Raw genomic sequence first — 15,707 nt, 5'->3', positions numbered from 1 at the left:
TCTTTTTTTAAAGCAGAACGAGGCGGTATCATGACAGCGCTACCTTGCAGAGATGTACTGTGCCTACATTTTACTCAATTTTGTGGCTGTGAAAAGTTTTTAGAGGTTCCCCTCTGTTGTGCCAGAAAAATGCGGATGAAGTTGCTTTGTTGAAGAAGTGAATTTTTAACGTATTGGATTATTAATAACAAATGGATTCGGCGAAACTAAATAAGTGTATTGTCAGGAGGAAAGGTGAGTTGCTATTACCTTAACACCTTTCCTTTTCCAAAGGAAAATTCACTGAAGTCCATTAACCATTAGCAGAAAGTTGAAATGAAATCAGGAAATAAAAAAATGGATTAGCCGGTTAATTTGGCCGGGGGTTAAGTCCCGCACATAAAAGCCAGCTTGAAAACTGGCCTTTCACGCATCGGTTAAAAAACAAACTTACAGAAAGCGGGGTGTTGACAAGTAGACAACAACACGATGAACACTTGATATGAAAGATGTAACAGATTTCATGATGAACTCTCTTTATTGATAAAATGTGATTTGTTTCACGAAAATCTAAACTGTGGCGGTGATTTTAATCAGAAAAACTTCAGAGTCAAGCAGTTTTTAAAAATTATTTTAAAGATTAAAATAATTTTGCATCGATGTTTTAGGTGGTAAAATGAGCGAATCTTTATTTTCATTCACCTGTGTTATACGCTATAAACAATCTTGTATTTTGGGTTTCCTCCAAAGATTAGCGAGTACTTTGATCCAATAAAAGATTAGGGAAAAAGTAAAAAATGAGCTTACTGGTATGTTAAAAATATCTCTACGATATAATAAGTCATTCTTATTTCTTTAGTTAATTAATTCAATAAGCATTATCAGAAAAAATCATAGGAATCTAGGAAGAGTATTTTTTAAATATTGCGTTATTTATTACTACCAATCATGGAAAAATAGTCAATACTTTAATTGAAAATAAAATCCTATTATTTTTTTGAACTAGACTTTAACTGATATGAGTTTTGATAGATCATCCTTACAATAATTTAATATGTTAATTATAAAATGATGTTATTTAACTCAAGGAGGACATATGAGTCCTAAGAATGATTTTAAAGCTTTTTCTACTGATAGTAATGCTAATGTTATAAGTCAGAAAGGATATGAAGAGAGTCTGGAATTGCAAACTGGATTTCCACCATCTTCTATGACCCTGCACATATTAAATAAGGTATTGCGTCAATCGTCAACTATATCATCTGTTGTAGCTAATTTCATTGCGACACAATCTGGCGATGATGTTATGGATAATGGTGATGTAGCTAAACTTGCTGAGCAATTAAATAAGGCATTAAAACAAAAAATCACAACAGAAATTCCCAGTGCTTCATTAACCCAATCAGGCGTTGTTCAGCTTACTGATGTTATTGGTGATAGTGACATATTGGCAGTGACACAAAAACTTGCTCAGGAAATAGTAAATTCATTACGTGGAGATATTAATACCAGAGTACCTAATAGTCGTAAGGTGAATGGGAAAGTACTGTCGAATGATATTAGCCTGAATGCTGGGGATGTGGGGAGTTATACTAAATCTGAATGTGATGCGCGATATGGTAATAAAAATACAGCCTTAAAATCTGCAAATGGCTGGTGGAAATGTGGTGATACAGGAATAATCTGTCAGTGGGGTATTTTACAGGGTGATGGTGATTATCTGGTGAATTTCCCTATTAGTTTTCCTCATGCGTGTACAACTGTGGTTGCGACAACTGATGGTAAAAGAAAATCTTTATCTCCGATCGGGCATCGTTGTTTTGTTGAAGTGGGTGATATTACGCAGGTATCTTTTACAGCAACAACTATTGGTGCGCTAAACACTGGTTTCCGGTCACGTTGGGTCCATTGGATGGCTATTGGATACTAGTAAAACAAAGTCATATGGTTTTGACATAGTATTGATAAAGCGTTGTCTAGGAGAATGGTCAATTTCGAAAGATGATGAAGAAAGATGGAAAAATGATATTCAGCAAGTCGTTATTAACGACGCAGAAAATAAGAGACAACAACTTTTATTCACTATAAATAAGAAGGTAACACCACTGCAAGATGCTGTTGATTTAGATATTGCCACAGAAGCTGAAAAAGATGCTTTATTAACATGGAAGAAATACAGAGTCATACTGAACAGGATAGATACTTCACAGGCTCCCAATATCGAATGGCCGGAACAGCCAAAGTAACGAAAGTGGCCTGAATAAATAGGCCATTTATACTGTGGTTTTATTTGTTCTGAAGTTGAAATATAAAAATAAGTAATGACGGGTTGAAATAATTTATATATTGAATATGAATGACTTGAATATATTTACAGATGAAAGTTGTTGGGTTTTTTTCTTACCGCTAATGATATAAAAATAATTATTCTTCTAAGTTAGAAGAACGTTTTATTATTATTTTTATGAATTAAACTATGGCTGCTTTAAATTATGAACGATTACTTTAATAATAATTCAATATATTGATTATATACCCAATTGATTTCAAGATGGATCGCGACGGCAAGGGAGCGAATCCCCGGGAGCATAGATAACTCTGTGACCGGGGTGAGTGAGTGCAGCCAACAAAGAGGCAACTTGAAAGATGACGGGTATAGATGATGCTATTTAATCTAAGGGGTGTATATGAGTACTAAGAATGATTTTAAGGCTTTTTCTATTAGTAATAATGCTAATGTAGTGAGTCAAGAGAAATATGAGAAAGATCAGAGTTTGCAGGCTGGGTTTCCACCAGATAATATTACTAGTCATTTGCTAAACAAAGCATTACGTCAATCGTCAACAATCGCATCTGTCGTGGCTAATTTTATTGCGACACAATCTGGCGGTGATGTTCTGGATGATGGCGATATAGCGAAACTTACCGAGCAATTAAGTAAGGCTTTAAAACAAAAAATCACAACAGAAATTCCAAATGCCTCATTAACACAAAAAGGCGTTGTTCAGCTTACTAATGTGCTGGGCGATAGTGACACATTAGCTGTTACGCAAAAGCTTGCTCAGGAAATAGTAAATTCATTGAGTGAAAGTATTAATGCTAAGGTATCCAATACCCGAAAAATTAATGGGAAATCATTGTCTGAGGATATCACTATTACTTCTCAGGATATTTTAGGTGGGCAGGCGATTAGTGTAGGTGATAAGGCAGATTTAAATAGCTATAAAACACCGGGAATTTATCATCAAGAATATGATGCTCATGCCAAAAATGGCCTTAATTATCCTGAATTTCTCGCCGGTGCCCTTGTTGTATTGAAATCGGCAGGGACTGTTCAACGTTATTTTGTCTATAATAGTAGTCGAGTATATACACGTAGTCAGTTTCATGATAATCCGTGGACACCTTGGACTAGAGAATATAATACGCTGAATAAACCTACGGCTGATGAGATTGGCGCATATACAAAAATAGAATCTGATTCTCGATATATTGCGGGAATTCGCAGGGTGAATGGAAAATCTTTAGCTACGGATGTCACTATTACTTCTCAGGATATTTTGAATGGGCAGGCAATTAGTTTAGGTGATAATGTAAATTTAGATCACTGTAAAACACCAGGAATTTATTATCAGGATTATAATGCTCATGCTAAAAATGGCGTCAATTACCCTGAACCGCTTTCTGGTTCGCTTATTGTGTTGAAAGCGGCAGGCGTTATTCAACGTTATTTTGTTTATAATAGCAGTCGAGTATATACGCGTAGCCAATTTCACGATAACCCATGGACACCTTGGGCACAAGAATATAACTCGTTGAATAAACCTTCTGACAGGGTTATTAGCGGGTATACAAAAGCAGAAGTAGATAACCTAGTTAATGCTAAAGGAAATAAAAATACAGCTTTGAAATCAGTGAATGGTTGGTGGAAATGTGGGGATACCGGGGTGATTTATCAGTGGGGGATTGTGAATTGGGCAGCACATGATACACCAGTTAATTTTCCTATTCAGTTTCCTAATGCTTGTGTAAATGTTTCGTTGACATTAGGTGATAAATCTAACCTAGAATCATCATATAATGTTGTTGCAAGACATTTGTCTGTAACAGGATTTAGTTATTGGGCATACGAGACTGAAAGCTCTGCATTTTGGTTTGCAATAGGATATTGATATGTAATTTGTAATGCAAAAATAGATGTTTTTATTTTTGAATTTCCTCTTAAAATAATATTATTCAATTTGAGGATTGTATATGAGTGCCAAAAATGATTTTAAGGCTTTTTCTATTAGTGATAATGCTAATGTAGTGAGTCAAGTAAAGTATGAAGAAAACCAGAGCTTACAGATTGGATTTCCGCCAGATAATATTCCTGTTAATCTGTTAAATAAGGTATTACGTCAATTGTCAACAATATCATCTGTGGTAGCTAATTTTATTGCGACACAATCTGGCAATGATATTTTGGATGATGGTAATATAGCTAAACTTACCGATCAACTAGATAGGGCCTTAGAGCAAAAAATTGCAGCAGAAGTTCCAAATGCCTCATTAACACGAAAAGGTATTGTTCAGCTTACCGATGTAGTGGGTAATAGTGATACATTAGCGGTTACGCAAAAGTTGGTTCAGGAAATAATAAATTCGTTACATGAAAGTATTAATACCAGAATACCAAATACCCGAAAAGTTAATGGGAAAGTATTAACTGAGGATATTAATATTACTTCTCAGGATATTCTTGCTGGACAGGCGCATAGTTTAGGTGACAATGCCAATTTGGATAATTATAAAATACCGGGGATTTATCACCAAGAATATAATGCTCATGCCAAAAATGGTAATAATTACCCTGAGTTGTTCGCTGGTTCGCTGGTTGTATTGAAAGCAGCCGGGGTTATTCAACGTTATTTTGTCTATAACAGCAGTCGGGTATATACACGTAGTCAATTTCATGAAAGCCCGTGGACGCCTTGGGCTAGAGAATATAACACACTGAATAGACCTACTGCTGGAGAAGTTGGAGTATATGCAAAAGCAGAGTCTGATGCTCGATATATCACAGGACTCCGCAAAATTAATGGAAAAGCTTTGGCTGCGGATATCAATATTACTTCTCAAGATATCTTCGCCGGGCAGTCGATTAATTTAGGTGATAACGCGGATTTAAATAGTTATAAAATACCCGGGATTTATTATCAAGAGTATAATGCTCATGCCAAAAATGGCGCGAATTACCCTGAGCCATTTGCGGGTTCGCTTATTGTGTTGAAAGCGGCAGGCGTTATTCAACGTTATTTTGTTTATAACAGCAGTCGAGTATATACGCGTAGCCAATTTCACGATAATCCGTGGACACCTTGGGCACAAGAATATAACTCGTTGAATAAACCTTCTGACAAGGCTGTTGGGAAGAATAGGGAAGCAGGATCTGATAGTATTCATGCTGCAACCAAAGAGGAGTTAATACAGCAAGCAGAATATGATAAGTCTCAGTTATTGACTAAAGTTAATAATCTTGTCGCGCCACTACAAGACGCTGTTGATTTAGGTATTGCTTCCGAAGCAGAAAAAGCAGTTCTACTGGAATGGAAGAAATATAGAGTAATGTTGAGCAAAGTTGATATTTCACTGGCTCCTGATGTTGAATGGCCGGATCAGCCGAAATAATGAAAAATGGTCTGAATAAACAGATTATATAGGATTGTGGCATGATGGGTTTATCTTTCGTGCCAGCGGAGTATATATCGGATTGTTTGTTGTTGCTAATGATATAAAACAGTTATCCCTTTTAGTTATAAAAATATTTCGTTTTTATTGATAATTCAATCTGCTTATTATGAAACAATGTTATTTAATTTAAGGATATGTATATGAGTGTCATAAATGATTTTAAAGCTTTTGCTATTGATAGTAATGCTAATGTAATAAATCAGCAAGGATATGAAGCGAGTACAGAGTTGCAAGATGGGTTTCCACCCTATTCTATGACGCCACACATCTTAAATAAGGCATTACGTCAAGCATCAACGATAGCCGCGGTTGTAGCTGATTTCATTGGGGAACAATCTGGTCAGGATGTTATAGATGATGGTAATGTAACTAAACTCACCGCACAATTAAATAAAGCTTTAGAACAAAAAGCCATAATAGGAATTCCCAATGCCTCATTAACCCAAAAAGGTATTGTTCAACTTACTGATGTGATTGGTGATAGTGATACATTGGCTGTGACGCAAAAGTTAATTAAGGGAATAGTCGAATCATTACTTGTAAATATTAATAGCAGAGTACCTGATAATAGGAAAATCAACGGGAAGGCATTGACTGAGGATATTACACTTTCCGCGATTGATGTTGGCGCTAAGCGACCGGGTGATATCTATTTATCTGCACATCCGGCATCAGATTTAGCTAAAGGAGAGTATATTGCGAATGGTGCTGTTTACCCAATTGATTCGGCTGTTGGTAGTGCATTAAATAATTTATCTGATGCATATAAGGCAGCATGGGGAATCAAACAGAATGGCGATAAAATCAACCTTCCTAATCTGTTTGTTGAGGGGCGAGGGGTATTTGCGCGTGCTGGATTGACACCTGGTGTGATACAGGGCGATGCAATTAGAAATATTACAGGTGATGTAGGATTGTGGAATGATGGGCTTATTGCTCGTGCCAGCGGAGTATTTTATGGTGTTAATGCGAGTTCTAAAAATAGCCTTGCGAGGAAGAATGCTCCTGATGAATATGCAAAATTCTCACATGCCACTTTTGATGCATCAAGAGTAGTACCAACGGCAGACGAAAACCGCCCATTAAACATTAGTATGATACCGATAATTTATTTAGGTGTATAAAATTATTATTTTGAGAGTGTTAAGTTAGCACTTATTTATTGGTTCATCCGATGTTAATTCAGGTAGTAATCTTTCAGTGAATGCTATAAGAATATAGCCAGAATTTAAATATGGATTTTGGCTATATATGAATAACATGGAAAATGACAAGGGAAAATCGCCGTTAACGGGCCTGAATAAATGGGTTGTTTATTCAGGCCATTTTGTTAGTGTTATAATTAAAATATTGTAATAGTTATATTCTTGACTTAAAGGAAAAAGAATTGAAGGAAAAAGAAAGATATGGGAAATAATAGTTTTCAATATTGAATATAATGATTTTTGGGATGTTTTTGATTGCGATGCATTGGTTATTTATTGTTGCCAATTATATAAAAATAGTTACTCATTTTAGTTATAAAAATATTTCATTATTGTTTTTATAAACTAGACTATTATTGATGTGAATTGTGAGAAATCATCTTTAGTGATAGTTCAATATGTTTATTATGAAATAATGTCATTTAATTTAAGGAAATGTATATGAGTGCCAAAAATGATTTTAGAGCTTTTGCTGTTAGTAATAATGCTAATGTACTTAGTCAGCAAGGCTATGAAATATATCCGGATTTGCCAGTTGGGTTTCCAGATAATCAGTATATTCCTAATCACGTATTAAATAAGGTATTGCGTCAAACATCAACCATATCATCTGCTATAGCTGATTTTATTGCGACAGAATCTGGCACTGATGTTTTGGATGACGGTAATGTATCCAAAATCACCACACAATTCAAAAGCGTGTTAGAACAAAAAATTGCGAAATGTTGTAATCTTAATGTGAATACGGCTAACAAGGTTGTGAACGGTTGGTGGAAATGTGGTGATACTGGAATAATTATTCAGTGGGGGCAAGCAAGCGGCTCTATGAATATAAATGATTACAGAAATTTCACCATCCCATTTCCTAATGCTTGTTTTCAGATTGTTGCAACATATCCTGATTTTGGTAATTATGGATCTGGGGTTGCTGCTATGCCTATTTCTGCAAGTCAATTTATTGTGACGTGCAGAAATTCTATACACGAGCTATCAAATAATTTAGTGAGATATTTGGCGATAGGATATTAATTATGTATTTTTATAGTGCAAAGACAAATGCATTCTACCCAATAGAATTGAAACAAAATTATATTGCTTCTGGTTCATTGCCTGATGATATTATGGAAGTTAGTATTGATATTTATCAAGAATATGCTGTCAGTAATGTACCAGAAGGAAAATATCGTGTAGCAGGTCAAAATGGTTTACCGGAATGGGCCGATATTCCTCCACCAACAAAAGAAGAATTGCAGCAGTATGTTGAAAGTAAAAAACAACAATTTATTGTGGAAGCTAGCCAGCAGATAGCACCATTACAAGATGCTGTTGATTTAGGAATTGCGACTAAAGAAGAGGAAGCGGCTCTGTTGGTATGGAAAAAATATAGAGTAATGCTGAACAGGGTTGATACTTTACAGGCTGCCGATATTGAATGGCCGGAACAGCCAAAATAATGACATTGACCTGAATAAACAGATTATTCTTATAATGGTTTTGTTAACATTAGGTCATAAGTCTGACTTAAAATCAGCACATAATATTGTTGCAAGATAATTGTTTGTAACAGGATTTTATTATTGAATATACTCGAAATAAATCTTTTTATTTTGGTTTGCAATAGGGTATTGAACAGTGCAAAAGTAAACACCTCTTATCTTCTAATTGATACCAAAAACGGGATGTTTTAAGTCAAGCTGCTATTAAAGTCTGAGTTCTGTATTTAACAGGACTCGGATTTTTTAATCTCAATATCAAATTAGCGATGCTTGAAGAACTTATCCAATTCCGCAGCGCGGGGCTAAATAGATGTGCTCAGATTATTCACAGTTGTGTAGCATCAGGCTAAATATTTCCTGATAACTTTGAGAAAATCAAGAGTTGAAAACATAATTAGTCTCCTGAGGGGGGAATTGCGAGTTAGAAAAAATTCAGGTTGTGATTTTAACTTTAATGTATTTAGAATAATGCTGAAGTATTACCGGCAATTCGTAAGACGGGAAGTTATCACAGTTCGATGATTTCTGACTTGCCATCTAAGGGACAAATTTTAATGACATTCGAAAACGGTGTAACAGTCAGAGTCGAAAAGCTTTAACGAAACCCCGCCATCGTAGCAGGTTTGTTTCTTGCTCATTAGTTATTATAGACATTCATTGCATTACAATTGCATTACAATGTAATTCAATGAGAGTTCTTTACATGGCTACAAACCAATTAGTACAAACCCGTATTGATGGGGAGATCAAAGCAGAGGCGGCTGCGGTTCTGGCTGCTATGGGGCTGACTGTATCAGATGCCGTTCGCATGATGTTAACGCGAGTAGCAAGAGAAAAAGTGTTACCTTTTGAGCCTTTGATACCCAACGAGACAACAATAGCCGCAATGAAAGAAGCTCGCAAAGGTTGCGGTAAATCATTCTCCACAGTGAAAGATTTAATGGCCGATCTCAATGAGGACGATTGATTACGCAAGCCAGTTCAAGCGAGATTACAAGAGAGAAAAGAAAGGTCGGTATCGTGAAATTCTTGATGATGCACTGATGCAAGTGGTTGAATTATTGGCTTCTGATAGCTTGTTGGAGCCGAAATATTGCGATCATGCTCTTTCTGGTGATTGGAAGGATTTTCGAGATTGTCATATTAAGCCTGACTTGATACTGATTTATCAGAAACCCGATGCGGATACATTGCGCCTTGTCCGCCTTGGTTCCCACTCAGAACTTGGTTTATATACCCTATGGATTTCAAGATGCATCGCGACGGCAAGGGAACGAATCCCCGGGAGCATAGATAACTATGTGACCGGGGTGAGTGAGTGCAGCCAACAAAGAGGCAACTTGAAAGATGACGGGTATAGATCATCTTCTTTGGTAGGGGTAGTTCATATGGGGCTTTTGTATGTACCTACAAAAAATTTGCAGGTCGGGAAATTGGTTATAACGATTAATTATAATTTCTATTAATTAATATATTAAATAGAAAATAAATGAAGTCAGGCAAGCGGAGTTTTACACCAACCCCCAGCCATAAAAAAACCAACCCTAACAGGTTGGTTTTTCTAGGGAAATTTGGTCGGCATGATAGGATTTGGGCTTCCGACCTTTATGAAAATAACGAGCGTGTATCTTATGAAGACGGAGAGCCATACGATATTCTTGAACACGGTAGATTAGGTGTTAGGGTAAAGATTCAGTGTGGAACGCTAAGTAGGGAGAATTGTAGGAATATATAGAAGGAATAAGAACGAAATAATTTCTAGATGTATATTTTCGATTCCAAAATATTGGGGTGCTTATTGCTGGTAATGATACAAAAATATTTAACCTTAATAAGTAATAAGAACACTGCATTATTCTTTTTCTGAACTAGACTTTAATTGGTGTGAATTGCAAGGGGATTATTTTTGCAATAACTCAATATATTGATTATATACTCAAGATACTTCAAAGTGCATGTTTGAAAAACGATTATGTTGTTGAATTTAAATGTTTTTATATCTGACATCTCAAGCATCTTGAAGTTCATTCGGTATATACCCTATGGATTTCAAGATGCATCGCGACGGCAAGGGAGTGAATCCCCGGGAGCATAGAAAACTATGTGACCGGGGTGAGCGAGTGCAGCCAACAAAGAGGCAGCTTGAAAGATAACGGGTATAAAAGAATATTATGTAATTTAAGGAGAAAGTATATGAATCCTAAGAATGATTTTAAGGCTTTTTCTATTAATAATAATGCGAATGTAGTGAGTCAAGAAGAATATGAGGTCAATCAGAGTTTGCAGACTGGATTTTCACCCGATAATGTTCCCACTCACTTGTTAAATAAAGTATTACGTCAAGCGTCAATGGTATCATCTGCCGTGGCTGATTTTATCGCGGTACGATCTGGCAATGATGTTCTGGATGATGGGAACACAACCAAACTAACCGCGCAATTAAATAAAGCATTAGAGCAAAAAATTACAACAGACATTCCCAGTGCCTCATTAACACAAAAAGGTGTTGTCCAGCTTACAAATGTGATTGGCAATAGCGATACATTAGTGGTTACACAGAAGCTTGTTCAGGAAGTAATAAATTCATTACGTGAGTATACCCGCGAAGAGATAGATAATCGGATTAAAACAGCTAATGAAATTCCTGTTGGTTCTCCTATTCCTTGGCCGTTGCCCTATCCACCTATCGGCTATCTCACTTGTAATGGTGCATTTTTCAATAAATTACAGTACCCGAAGTTGGCAGAAGTTTATCCTGACGGTAGATTACCCGATCTAAGGGGAGAATTTATCCGGGGTTGGGATGATGGAAGAGGGGTAGATCCATCTCGTTCATTATTATCATGGCAAGAAGGGTCTTATTTGGTACAGGAAATTTATGCGCCTGGTGATAATATTCTTACCTTTTCACTCAATGATCGTGGTAAATTGAAGTGGGATGTTCCCGAAAGTAGCAATATTTCGACAAGAGTTAAATGGATTGAAAAGACTCATCTCGGGGAAGCGAGTAAGGATTATATAGGAGTGTCAAGACCTCGTAATATCGCATTTAACTACGTCGTCAAGGCGGGAATAATAGTGACACAAGAATCTATCTTAGATTCAGAAATTGCCATATTAGGTGAAGACAGATTAGCGACTCAAGCCGGCTGGATAAAGGTTTATCATGTTAATCCTTATTCGAGAGAATTTGCTGGAACTAATTTTGAGTATGTCGCAAAAGGTGTGGGTTTATCAGCGCGTTCTTACCCTGATGCGCCAGATTTTTCCGATTCTGATGATATGGCTATTTGTCGCAGTGAAGACGGTAAGTGTTGGGAAATTGTCCCTGACCACAGAGGGAAAATAGTTTACAACAAGCAAACTCGCGCACAACTAGAAATTATTGAATTGGGTGAGCTACCGGAAATTCTGACATTTAAGAAGCCTGATACCGATTACGATAGATGGGATGGTAAAGAGTGGATGGTTGATAAAGACCTTCTCAAATCCCATCAGATTGAGGAAGCAAAACGGAAGAAAGCAGAACTGTTAAGACAGGCAAATGAAACACTCTCATTGTTACAAGATGCTGTTGATATAGGTATGGCAACAGAAGCAGAAAAATCAGCGCTACTCGAATGGAAAAAATACCGGGTATTGCTCACTCGTGTAGATGTGTTACAAGCGCCTGATATTGAGTGGCCGGAAGTGCCTAAGTGATGAAAATGGCCTGTTTATTCAGGCCATTCAGACAGTGATTTTGTTGATAATGTAATTACAGCACTAAAATATCATTCTGAGATATGAAATATAAAAATATTTCAGTAAGCAATAAAATGGCAAAATGATTTCGGATGTTAAATATAAATAGATTTAGTGTGGTGTCTTTGGTTGAGAAATATTAGGTTTTTTACTCTTTTAATTATATAAAAATAATCAGCTTTCTGAGTTATAAGGGTATTTTATTATTATTTTATTGAAATAGACTGAATTGTGATAAGTCGTCTATAAAATAATATTATTTAACTTAAGGAGTATATATGAGTCAGAAGAATGATTTTAAAGCTTTTTCTATTAGTAATAATGCGAATGTCGTGAGTCAGAGATTATATGAAGAAAGTAAGGATTTACTGACTGGATTTCCACCAAATGATGTTCCCACTCACTTATTAAATAAGGCATTACGTCAATCATCAACCATATCATCTGTCTTGGCTGATTTCATCTCGACACAATCTGGTGAGGATGTTCTCGATGATGGGGATATAGCTAAACTCACTGCACAATTAAATAGAGCTTTGGAACAAAAAACCACAACAAAAGTTCCCGATGCCTCATTAACACAAAAGGGTGTTGTTCAGCTTACGGATGTGGTGGGCAATAGTAATACTCTGACTGCAACTCAGAAACTTGTTTCCGATGTAAATGATAATGCCAACAACAGACTGGCAAAAACGCAAAACGGCGCAGATATCCCCAATAAAAATGAGTTTGTGAAAAACCTGGGTTTAGGGGAGGGCTCTACGCTTCCGGTTGGTGTTCCTGTTCCGTACCCGCTCGCAACGCCGCCAACAGGCTGGCTGAAATGCAATGGCGCGAAGTTCGATAAAGCGGCTTATCCTGCTCTGGCGTCTGTATTTTCATCTGGGCAGCTGCCCGATTTGCGCGGAGAATTTATTCGCGGGTGGGATGATGAGAGAGGTGTTGATTCAAGGCGAAGTTTGCTGTCAATCCAGGCCGATGATTTTAAGTCACACAACCATTATTTTGAGCGAACTTGGGGGCAAAGGGGGTTTGATCCCACGTCTGGCTCCTTTCCCGTTTCTGCTGATACTCGTGGTTCAATTATCAATCACAGGTCTATCGATACAAACTCAGTGGGTGGGGCTGAAACCCGTCCCCGCAACGTCGCCTTTAACTACATAGTGAGAGCAGTATAATGACAGAACAGAAATACTCTTTAGAACATGAAACAGCCGTATTGGGTAAAGATGGTTTAGCAATCCAAGCAGGCTGGATAAAGACTTACTCAGGTCTCATCAAATCAACGAAGCAAAACATAACAGCAAGCAGCACTGTTACAACAAGCAAATGAAACAATCTCACTGCTACAGGACTCTGTTGATTTAGAAGTCGCTACAGATGCCGAGAAAGAAGCTTTGCTTGAGTGGAGAAAATACAGAGTACTGCTTACTCGTGTAGATGTGAATAAAGCGCCTGATGTTGCGTGGCCGGAAGTGCCGAAGTGAGAACAGTAATAATTAGGTAATTTTATGTTTTGGGGTGAGAAGAACTGGTTTGTTAATGGCTATGAATGCCAAGTTTGAAGTCGGGGTTTTACACCCATTTTACACCAACCCCCAGCCATAAAAAAACCAACCCTAACAGGTTGGTTTTTCTAGGGAAATTTGGTCGGCATGATAGGATTTGAACCTACGACCCCCGACACCCCATGACGGTGCGCTACCAAGCTGCGCTACATGCCGATAATTCCTATTATAGTACTGATTTTTTATCTAAAAGCAAGTACTGAATTTTGTGACCGATTGATTTTTAAGCATTTAGTTGGCTATAAAATGTTTAACCTCGGTTAGTATCTGTAGCAGTTGTGCCAGATTGGGTTTAGCATCTTTGATTTCGTTGCCTTCCAGGTCATATAGGTGATATTCACCATTTTTATCCAAGAACAAGGTGTTTTCACTGGTTGTAATGATCAAGGAACCATCATCACCGGTAATTATCCACGGGTTATCACGCTGTGCTGCAAATAGATCTTCGCCTTGAGAATAATCATCAGGAGAATTGCTGACGTGCAACAAACGTTGCATTAATGTTGTCATGACGTCCTGATGGCTTGTCAGTTTACTAATTGTCTGTGATGGTGTTCCTGGCCAATGAATCAGCAGTGGAACATGCATTTGAGCACGATTGAATCTGCCATTATTTATCCACTTAGGTGGATGTGTCGCGGCAAGTTCACTGTGTTCTGCGGTAATAACGATGACCGTATTGTTCAGTGCATTTTTGCTTTTTAGTGTCTCTAGTACAGTATTAATCTGACTATCAAGAGCAGCCGCATTACCTACTGCATCTGTTTTATCCAAGCCACTTAGCCTTAAGAAGGAGAACCAAGGAGCGTTAGTATTGGGTAAATTCAGCCATTGCTGCCATTGTTCGACGGTGAGTTGGTTGCTTTGGTTGACCTCAATAGGTAATGAATAGTCGGAAAGTAATGCATGACGATAAAGCGGAGTGTCAAATCCTACGGAAGAGAATAGGCCGAATTGATATCCCTGATGAGTCAGGGCATTAATCAGGGCTGATGATTTACGTCCAGCCAGTATTCCATCCAGATAACCAGAAGAAATGCCATAAAACAACCCGAATAGGGCCGTATCATTTTGAATCCCGGTGCTGAAATGTTGATTAAACTGAATGTTGGTTTCTCTGAAATGAGAGAGCGCAGGCATATTCTCGGTAATATCTTCATTATCCAGCTTATCAGCTACCAGTATTAACAGGTTGTATCCGCTTCCTTTATTCAGATAAGTCAGATCATTAAGTGGATATTCCACTGTCAGCGCAGCAGGATCACCCTGTTGCATAAGGCGGCGCTGATATTCTTGTTGATCCAGCAAACCATGTTTTTCAAGAAATTTACGCGCAGTCATTGGATAGGAGAGCGGTAGGTTGGAACGTTGCATGGTGATCGGACGATAAAAATTAGCGTCAGCCCAGATATACATCAGATGGGAAGCGACAAAGGCCAAAATCAGGACGGCAGCCAGTGGCTTACCAAATCGTTGCCGATTCAGGCTGCGTAGTTTCTGCCAACTCCAGGTGCCAAATAACATCTGTATCAGAAAAATGACCGGGATACAGATGAACATTAGCTGCCATTCTCGCGCCAGTTCCCCTTGATCAGGATTGATGACTAAATCCCAAACTAAAGGTGTAAGGTGAAGGTGGAAACGGTTGTATATGGCAATATCGAATATTAATAGTGTCAGTCCGGCAGTAGCGAAAATGGCTGAAAGAAACCTGAGCAGGCGCTGCGACATGGAAATAAATGTCAGTGGAAACAGAACCAGCAAATAAGCAGCAAAAACAATAAAACTAAAGTGCCCCAGCCAACTAGCCAGAGCATAAACTCGACCGAATAGTGAGCCCGGCCAGTCAGAAACAAACAGATAACGACTACCCAGTCCAAGGCTGAGCAGGATGTTAAACAGGGCAAACCAGTGCCCCCAGCTAATCATCTGGGAAACTTTTTCACGATAACGCTGACGGCTAGTCACCATATTTTGTTTAC

General features: G+C 37.7%; 14 protein-coding genes, 1 tRNA gene and 2 pseudogenes. 15 read left to right on the top strand and 2 right to left on the bottom strand.

The window, feature by feature from the left end; translation table 11 throughout:
- Nucleotides 1-1,075: 1,075 nt before the first annotated feature.
- The 15 genes and pseudogenes from ACGF49_RS19595 to ACGF49_RS19525 all read left to right on the top strand — a co-directional run bounded on the left by ACGF49_RS19595 (nucleotide 1,076) and on the right by ACGF49_RS19525 (nucleotide 13,644).
- Nucleotides 1,076-1,909 carry a hypothetical protein gene (locus ACGF49_RS19595; RefSeq protein ID WP_271866412.1) on the top strand — a complete coding sequence of 278 codons (834 nt, stop codon included), beginning with the start codon at nucleotides 1,076-1,078 and terminating at the stop codon, nucleotides 1,907-1,909.
- Nucleotides 1,899-2,225: a tail fiber assembly protein gene (locus ACGF49_RS19590; RefSeq protein ID WP_271866410.1), complete on the top strand. Its 327-nt coding sequence runs from the start codon at nucleotides 1,899-1,901 to the stop codon at nucleotides 2,223-2,225. The genes ACGF49_RS19595 and ACGF49_RS19590 overlap by 11 nt, the downstream gene beginning before the upstream one ends.
- 294 nt (nucleotides 2,226-2,519) lie before the next feature.
- Entirely contained in the window at nucleotides 2,520-2,642 is a 123-nt protein-coding gene (locus ACGF49_RS19585) for a hypothetical protein (protein WP_267479184.1), read from the top strand.
- 24 nt (nucleotides 2,643-2,666) lie between these two features.
- Nucleotides 2,667-4,151, top strand: a complete 1,485-nt coding sequence (locus ACGF49_RS19580; protein WP_387492374.1) for a pyocin knob domain-containing protein — start codon at nucleotides 2,667-2,669, stop codon at nucleotides 4,149-4,151.
- An 82-nt stretch (nucleotides 4,152-4,233) separates the two neighbouring features.
- Nucleotides 4,234-5,649 carry a tail fiber assembly protein gene (locus ACGF49_RS19575; protein WP_262977540.1) on the top strand — a complete coding sequence of 472 codons (1,416 nt, stop codon included), beginning with the start codon at nucleotides 4,234-4,236 and terminating at the stop codon, nucleotides 5,647-5,649.
- Nucleotides 5,650-5,852: 203 nt separating this feature from the next.
- Nucleotides 5,853-6,836, top strand: coding sequence for a tail fiber protein (locus ACGF49_RS19570; RefSeq protein ID WP_113041935.1), 984 nt, complete (start codon nucleotides 5,853-5,855; stop codon nucleotides 6,834-6,836).
- Nucleotides 6,837-7,358: 522 nt separating this feature from the next.
- Nucleotides 7,359-7,946 (top strand): phage tail protein, encoded by a 588-nt coding sequence (locus ACGF49_RS19565; protein ID WP_113041934.1) that lies wholly within the window; start codon nucleotides 7,359-7,361, stop codon nucleotides 7,944-7,946.
- Between the two features lie 2 nt (nucleotides 7,947-7,948).
- Complete coding sequence (locus ACGF49_RS19560; RefSeq protein WP_113041933.1) at nucleotides 7,949-8,371, top strand: tail fiber assembly protein; 423 nt, start codon at nucleotides 7,949-7,951, stop codon at nucleotides 8,369-8,371.
- A gap of 745 nt (nucleotides 8,372-9,116) precedes the next feature.
- On the top strand, nucleotides 9,117-9,380 hold the full coding sequence (locus ACGF49_RS19555) for a type II toxin-antitoxin system RelB/DinJ family antitoxin (protein WP_113041932.1): 264 nt from the start codon (nucleotides 9,117-9,119) through the stop codon (nucleotides 9,378-9,380).
- A pseudogene (locus ACGF49_RS19550) lies at nucleotides 9,367-9,639 on the top strand (type II toxin-antitoxin system YafQ family toxin); the annotation flags it as partial. The gene ACGF49_RS19555 and the pseudogene ACGF49_RS19550, both read left to right, overlap by 14 nt.
- Before the next feature lie 967 nt (nucleotides 9,640-10,606).
- Nucleotides 10,607-11,263, top strand: a pseudogene (locus ACGF49_RS19545) (tail fiber protein); the annotation flags it as partial.
- A gap of 228 nt (nucleotides 11,264-11,491) precedes the next feature.
- Entirely contained in the window at nucleotides 11,492-12,115 is a 624-nt protein-coding gene (locus tag ACGF49_RS19540; RefSeq protein ID WP_387492380.1) for a tail fiber assembly protein, read from the top strand.
- Nucleotides 12,116-12,435: 320 nt separating this feature from the next.
- A complete protein-coding gene (locus tag ACGF49_RS19535; protein WP_387492370.1) occupies nucleotides 12,436-13,335 on the top strand; it encodes a tail fiber protein in 900 nt (299 codons plus the stop codon).
- Nucleotides 13,335-13,490 carry a hypothetical protein gene (locus tag ACGF49_RS19530; protein ID WP_387492368.1) on the top strand — a complete coding sequence of 52 codons (156 nt, stop codon included), beginning with the start codon at nucleotides 13,335-13,337 and terminating at the stop codon, nucleotides 13,488-13,490. Before ACGF49_RS19535 ends, ACGF49_RS19530 begins: the two co-directional genes overlap by 1 nt.
- Nucleotides 13,471-13,644: a tail fiber assembly protein gene (locus ACGF49_RS19525; RefSeq protein ID WP_387492378.1), complete on the top strand. Its 174-nt coding sequence runs from the start codon at nucleotides 13,471-13,473 to the stop codon at nucleotides 13,642-13,644. The genes ACGF49_RS19530 and ACGF49_RS19525 overlap by 20 nt, the downstream gene beginning before the upstream one ends.
- A 160-nt stretch (nucleotides 13,645-13,804) precedes the next feature.
- On the opposite strand, the gene ACGF49_RS19520 is transcribed toward ACGF49_RS19525, so the two are convergent.
- Nucleotides 13,805-13,881, bottom strand: a tRNA-Pro gene (locus ACGF49_RS19520).
- A 75-nt stretch (nucleotides 13,882-13,956) separates the two neighbouring features.
- Nucleotides 13,957-15,696, bottom strand: a complete 1,740-nt coding sequence (gene yejM / locus ACGF49_RS19515; protein ID WP_113041931.1) for an LPS biosynthesis-modulating metalloenzyme YejM — start codon at nucleotides 15,694-15,696, stop codon at nucleotides 13,957-13,959.
- Nucleotides 15,697-15,707 lie beyond the last annotated feature (11 nt).

This window comes from Photorhabdus sp. RM96S, from assembly GCF_042879335.1.
Classification (GTDB): Bacteria; Pseudomonadota; Gammaproteobacteria; order Enterobacterales; family Enterobacteriaceae; genus Photorhabdus; species Photorhabdus kayaii.
The sequence above is the reverse complement of the archived record's forward strand: the minus strand, read 5'-3'. Positions and strand labels throughout refer to the sequence as shown.

Excerpts from the sequence above, each read along its gene's own strand:
- ACGF49_RS19595 (WP_271866412.1), top strand. The coding sequence starts at position 1,076 with ATGAGTCCTAAGAATGATTTTAAAGCTTTTTCTACTGATAGTAATGCT.
- ACGF49_RS19580 (WP_387492374.1), top strand. The coding sequence starts at position 2,667 with ATGAGTACTAAGAATGATTTTAAGGCTTTTTCTATTAGTAATAATGCT.
- ACGF49_RS19575 (WP_262977540.1), top strand. The coding sequence starts at position 4,234 with ATGAGTGCCAAAAATGATTTTAAGGCTTTTTCTATTAGTGATAATGCT.
- ACGF49_RS19570 (WP_113041935.1), top strand. The coding sequence starts at position 5,853 with ATGAGTGTCATAAATGATTTTAAAGCTTTTGCTATTGATAGTAATGCT.
- ACGF49_RS19565 (WP_113041934.1), top strand. The coding sequence starts at position 7,359 with ATGAGTGCCAAAAATGATTTTAGAGCTTTTGCTGTTAGTAATAATGCT.
- ACGF49_RS19560 (WP_113041933.1), top strand. The coding sequence starts at position 7,949 with ATGTATTTTTATAGTGCAAAGACAAATGCATTCTACCCAATAGAATTG.
- ACGF49_RS19555 (WP_113041932.1), top strand. The coding sequence starts at position 9,117 with ATGGCTACAAACCAATTAGTACAAACCCGTATTGATGGGGAGATCAAA.
- ACGF49_RS19535 (WP_387492370.1), top strand. The coding sequence starts at position 12,436 with ATGAGTCAGAAGAATGATTTTAAAGCTTTTTCTATTAGTAATAATGCG.
- ACGF49_RS19530 (WP_387492368.1), top strand. The coding sequence starts at position 13,335 with ATGACAGAACAGAAATACTCTTTAGAACATGAAACAGCCGTATTGGGT.
- yejM (WP_113041931.1), bottom strand. The coding sequence starts at position 15,696 with ATGGTGACTAGCCGTCAGCGTTATCGTGAAAAAGTTTCCCAGATGATT.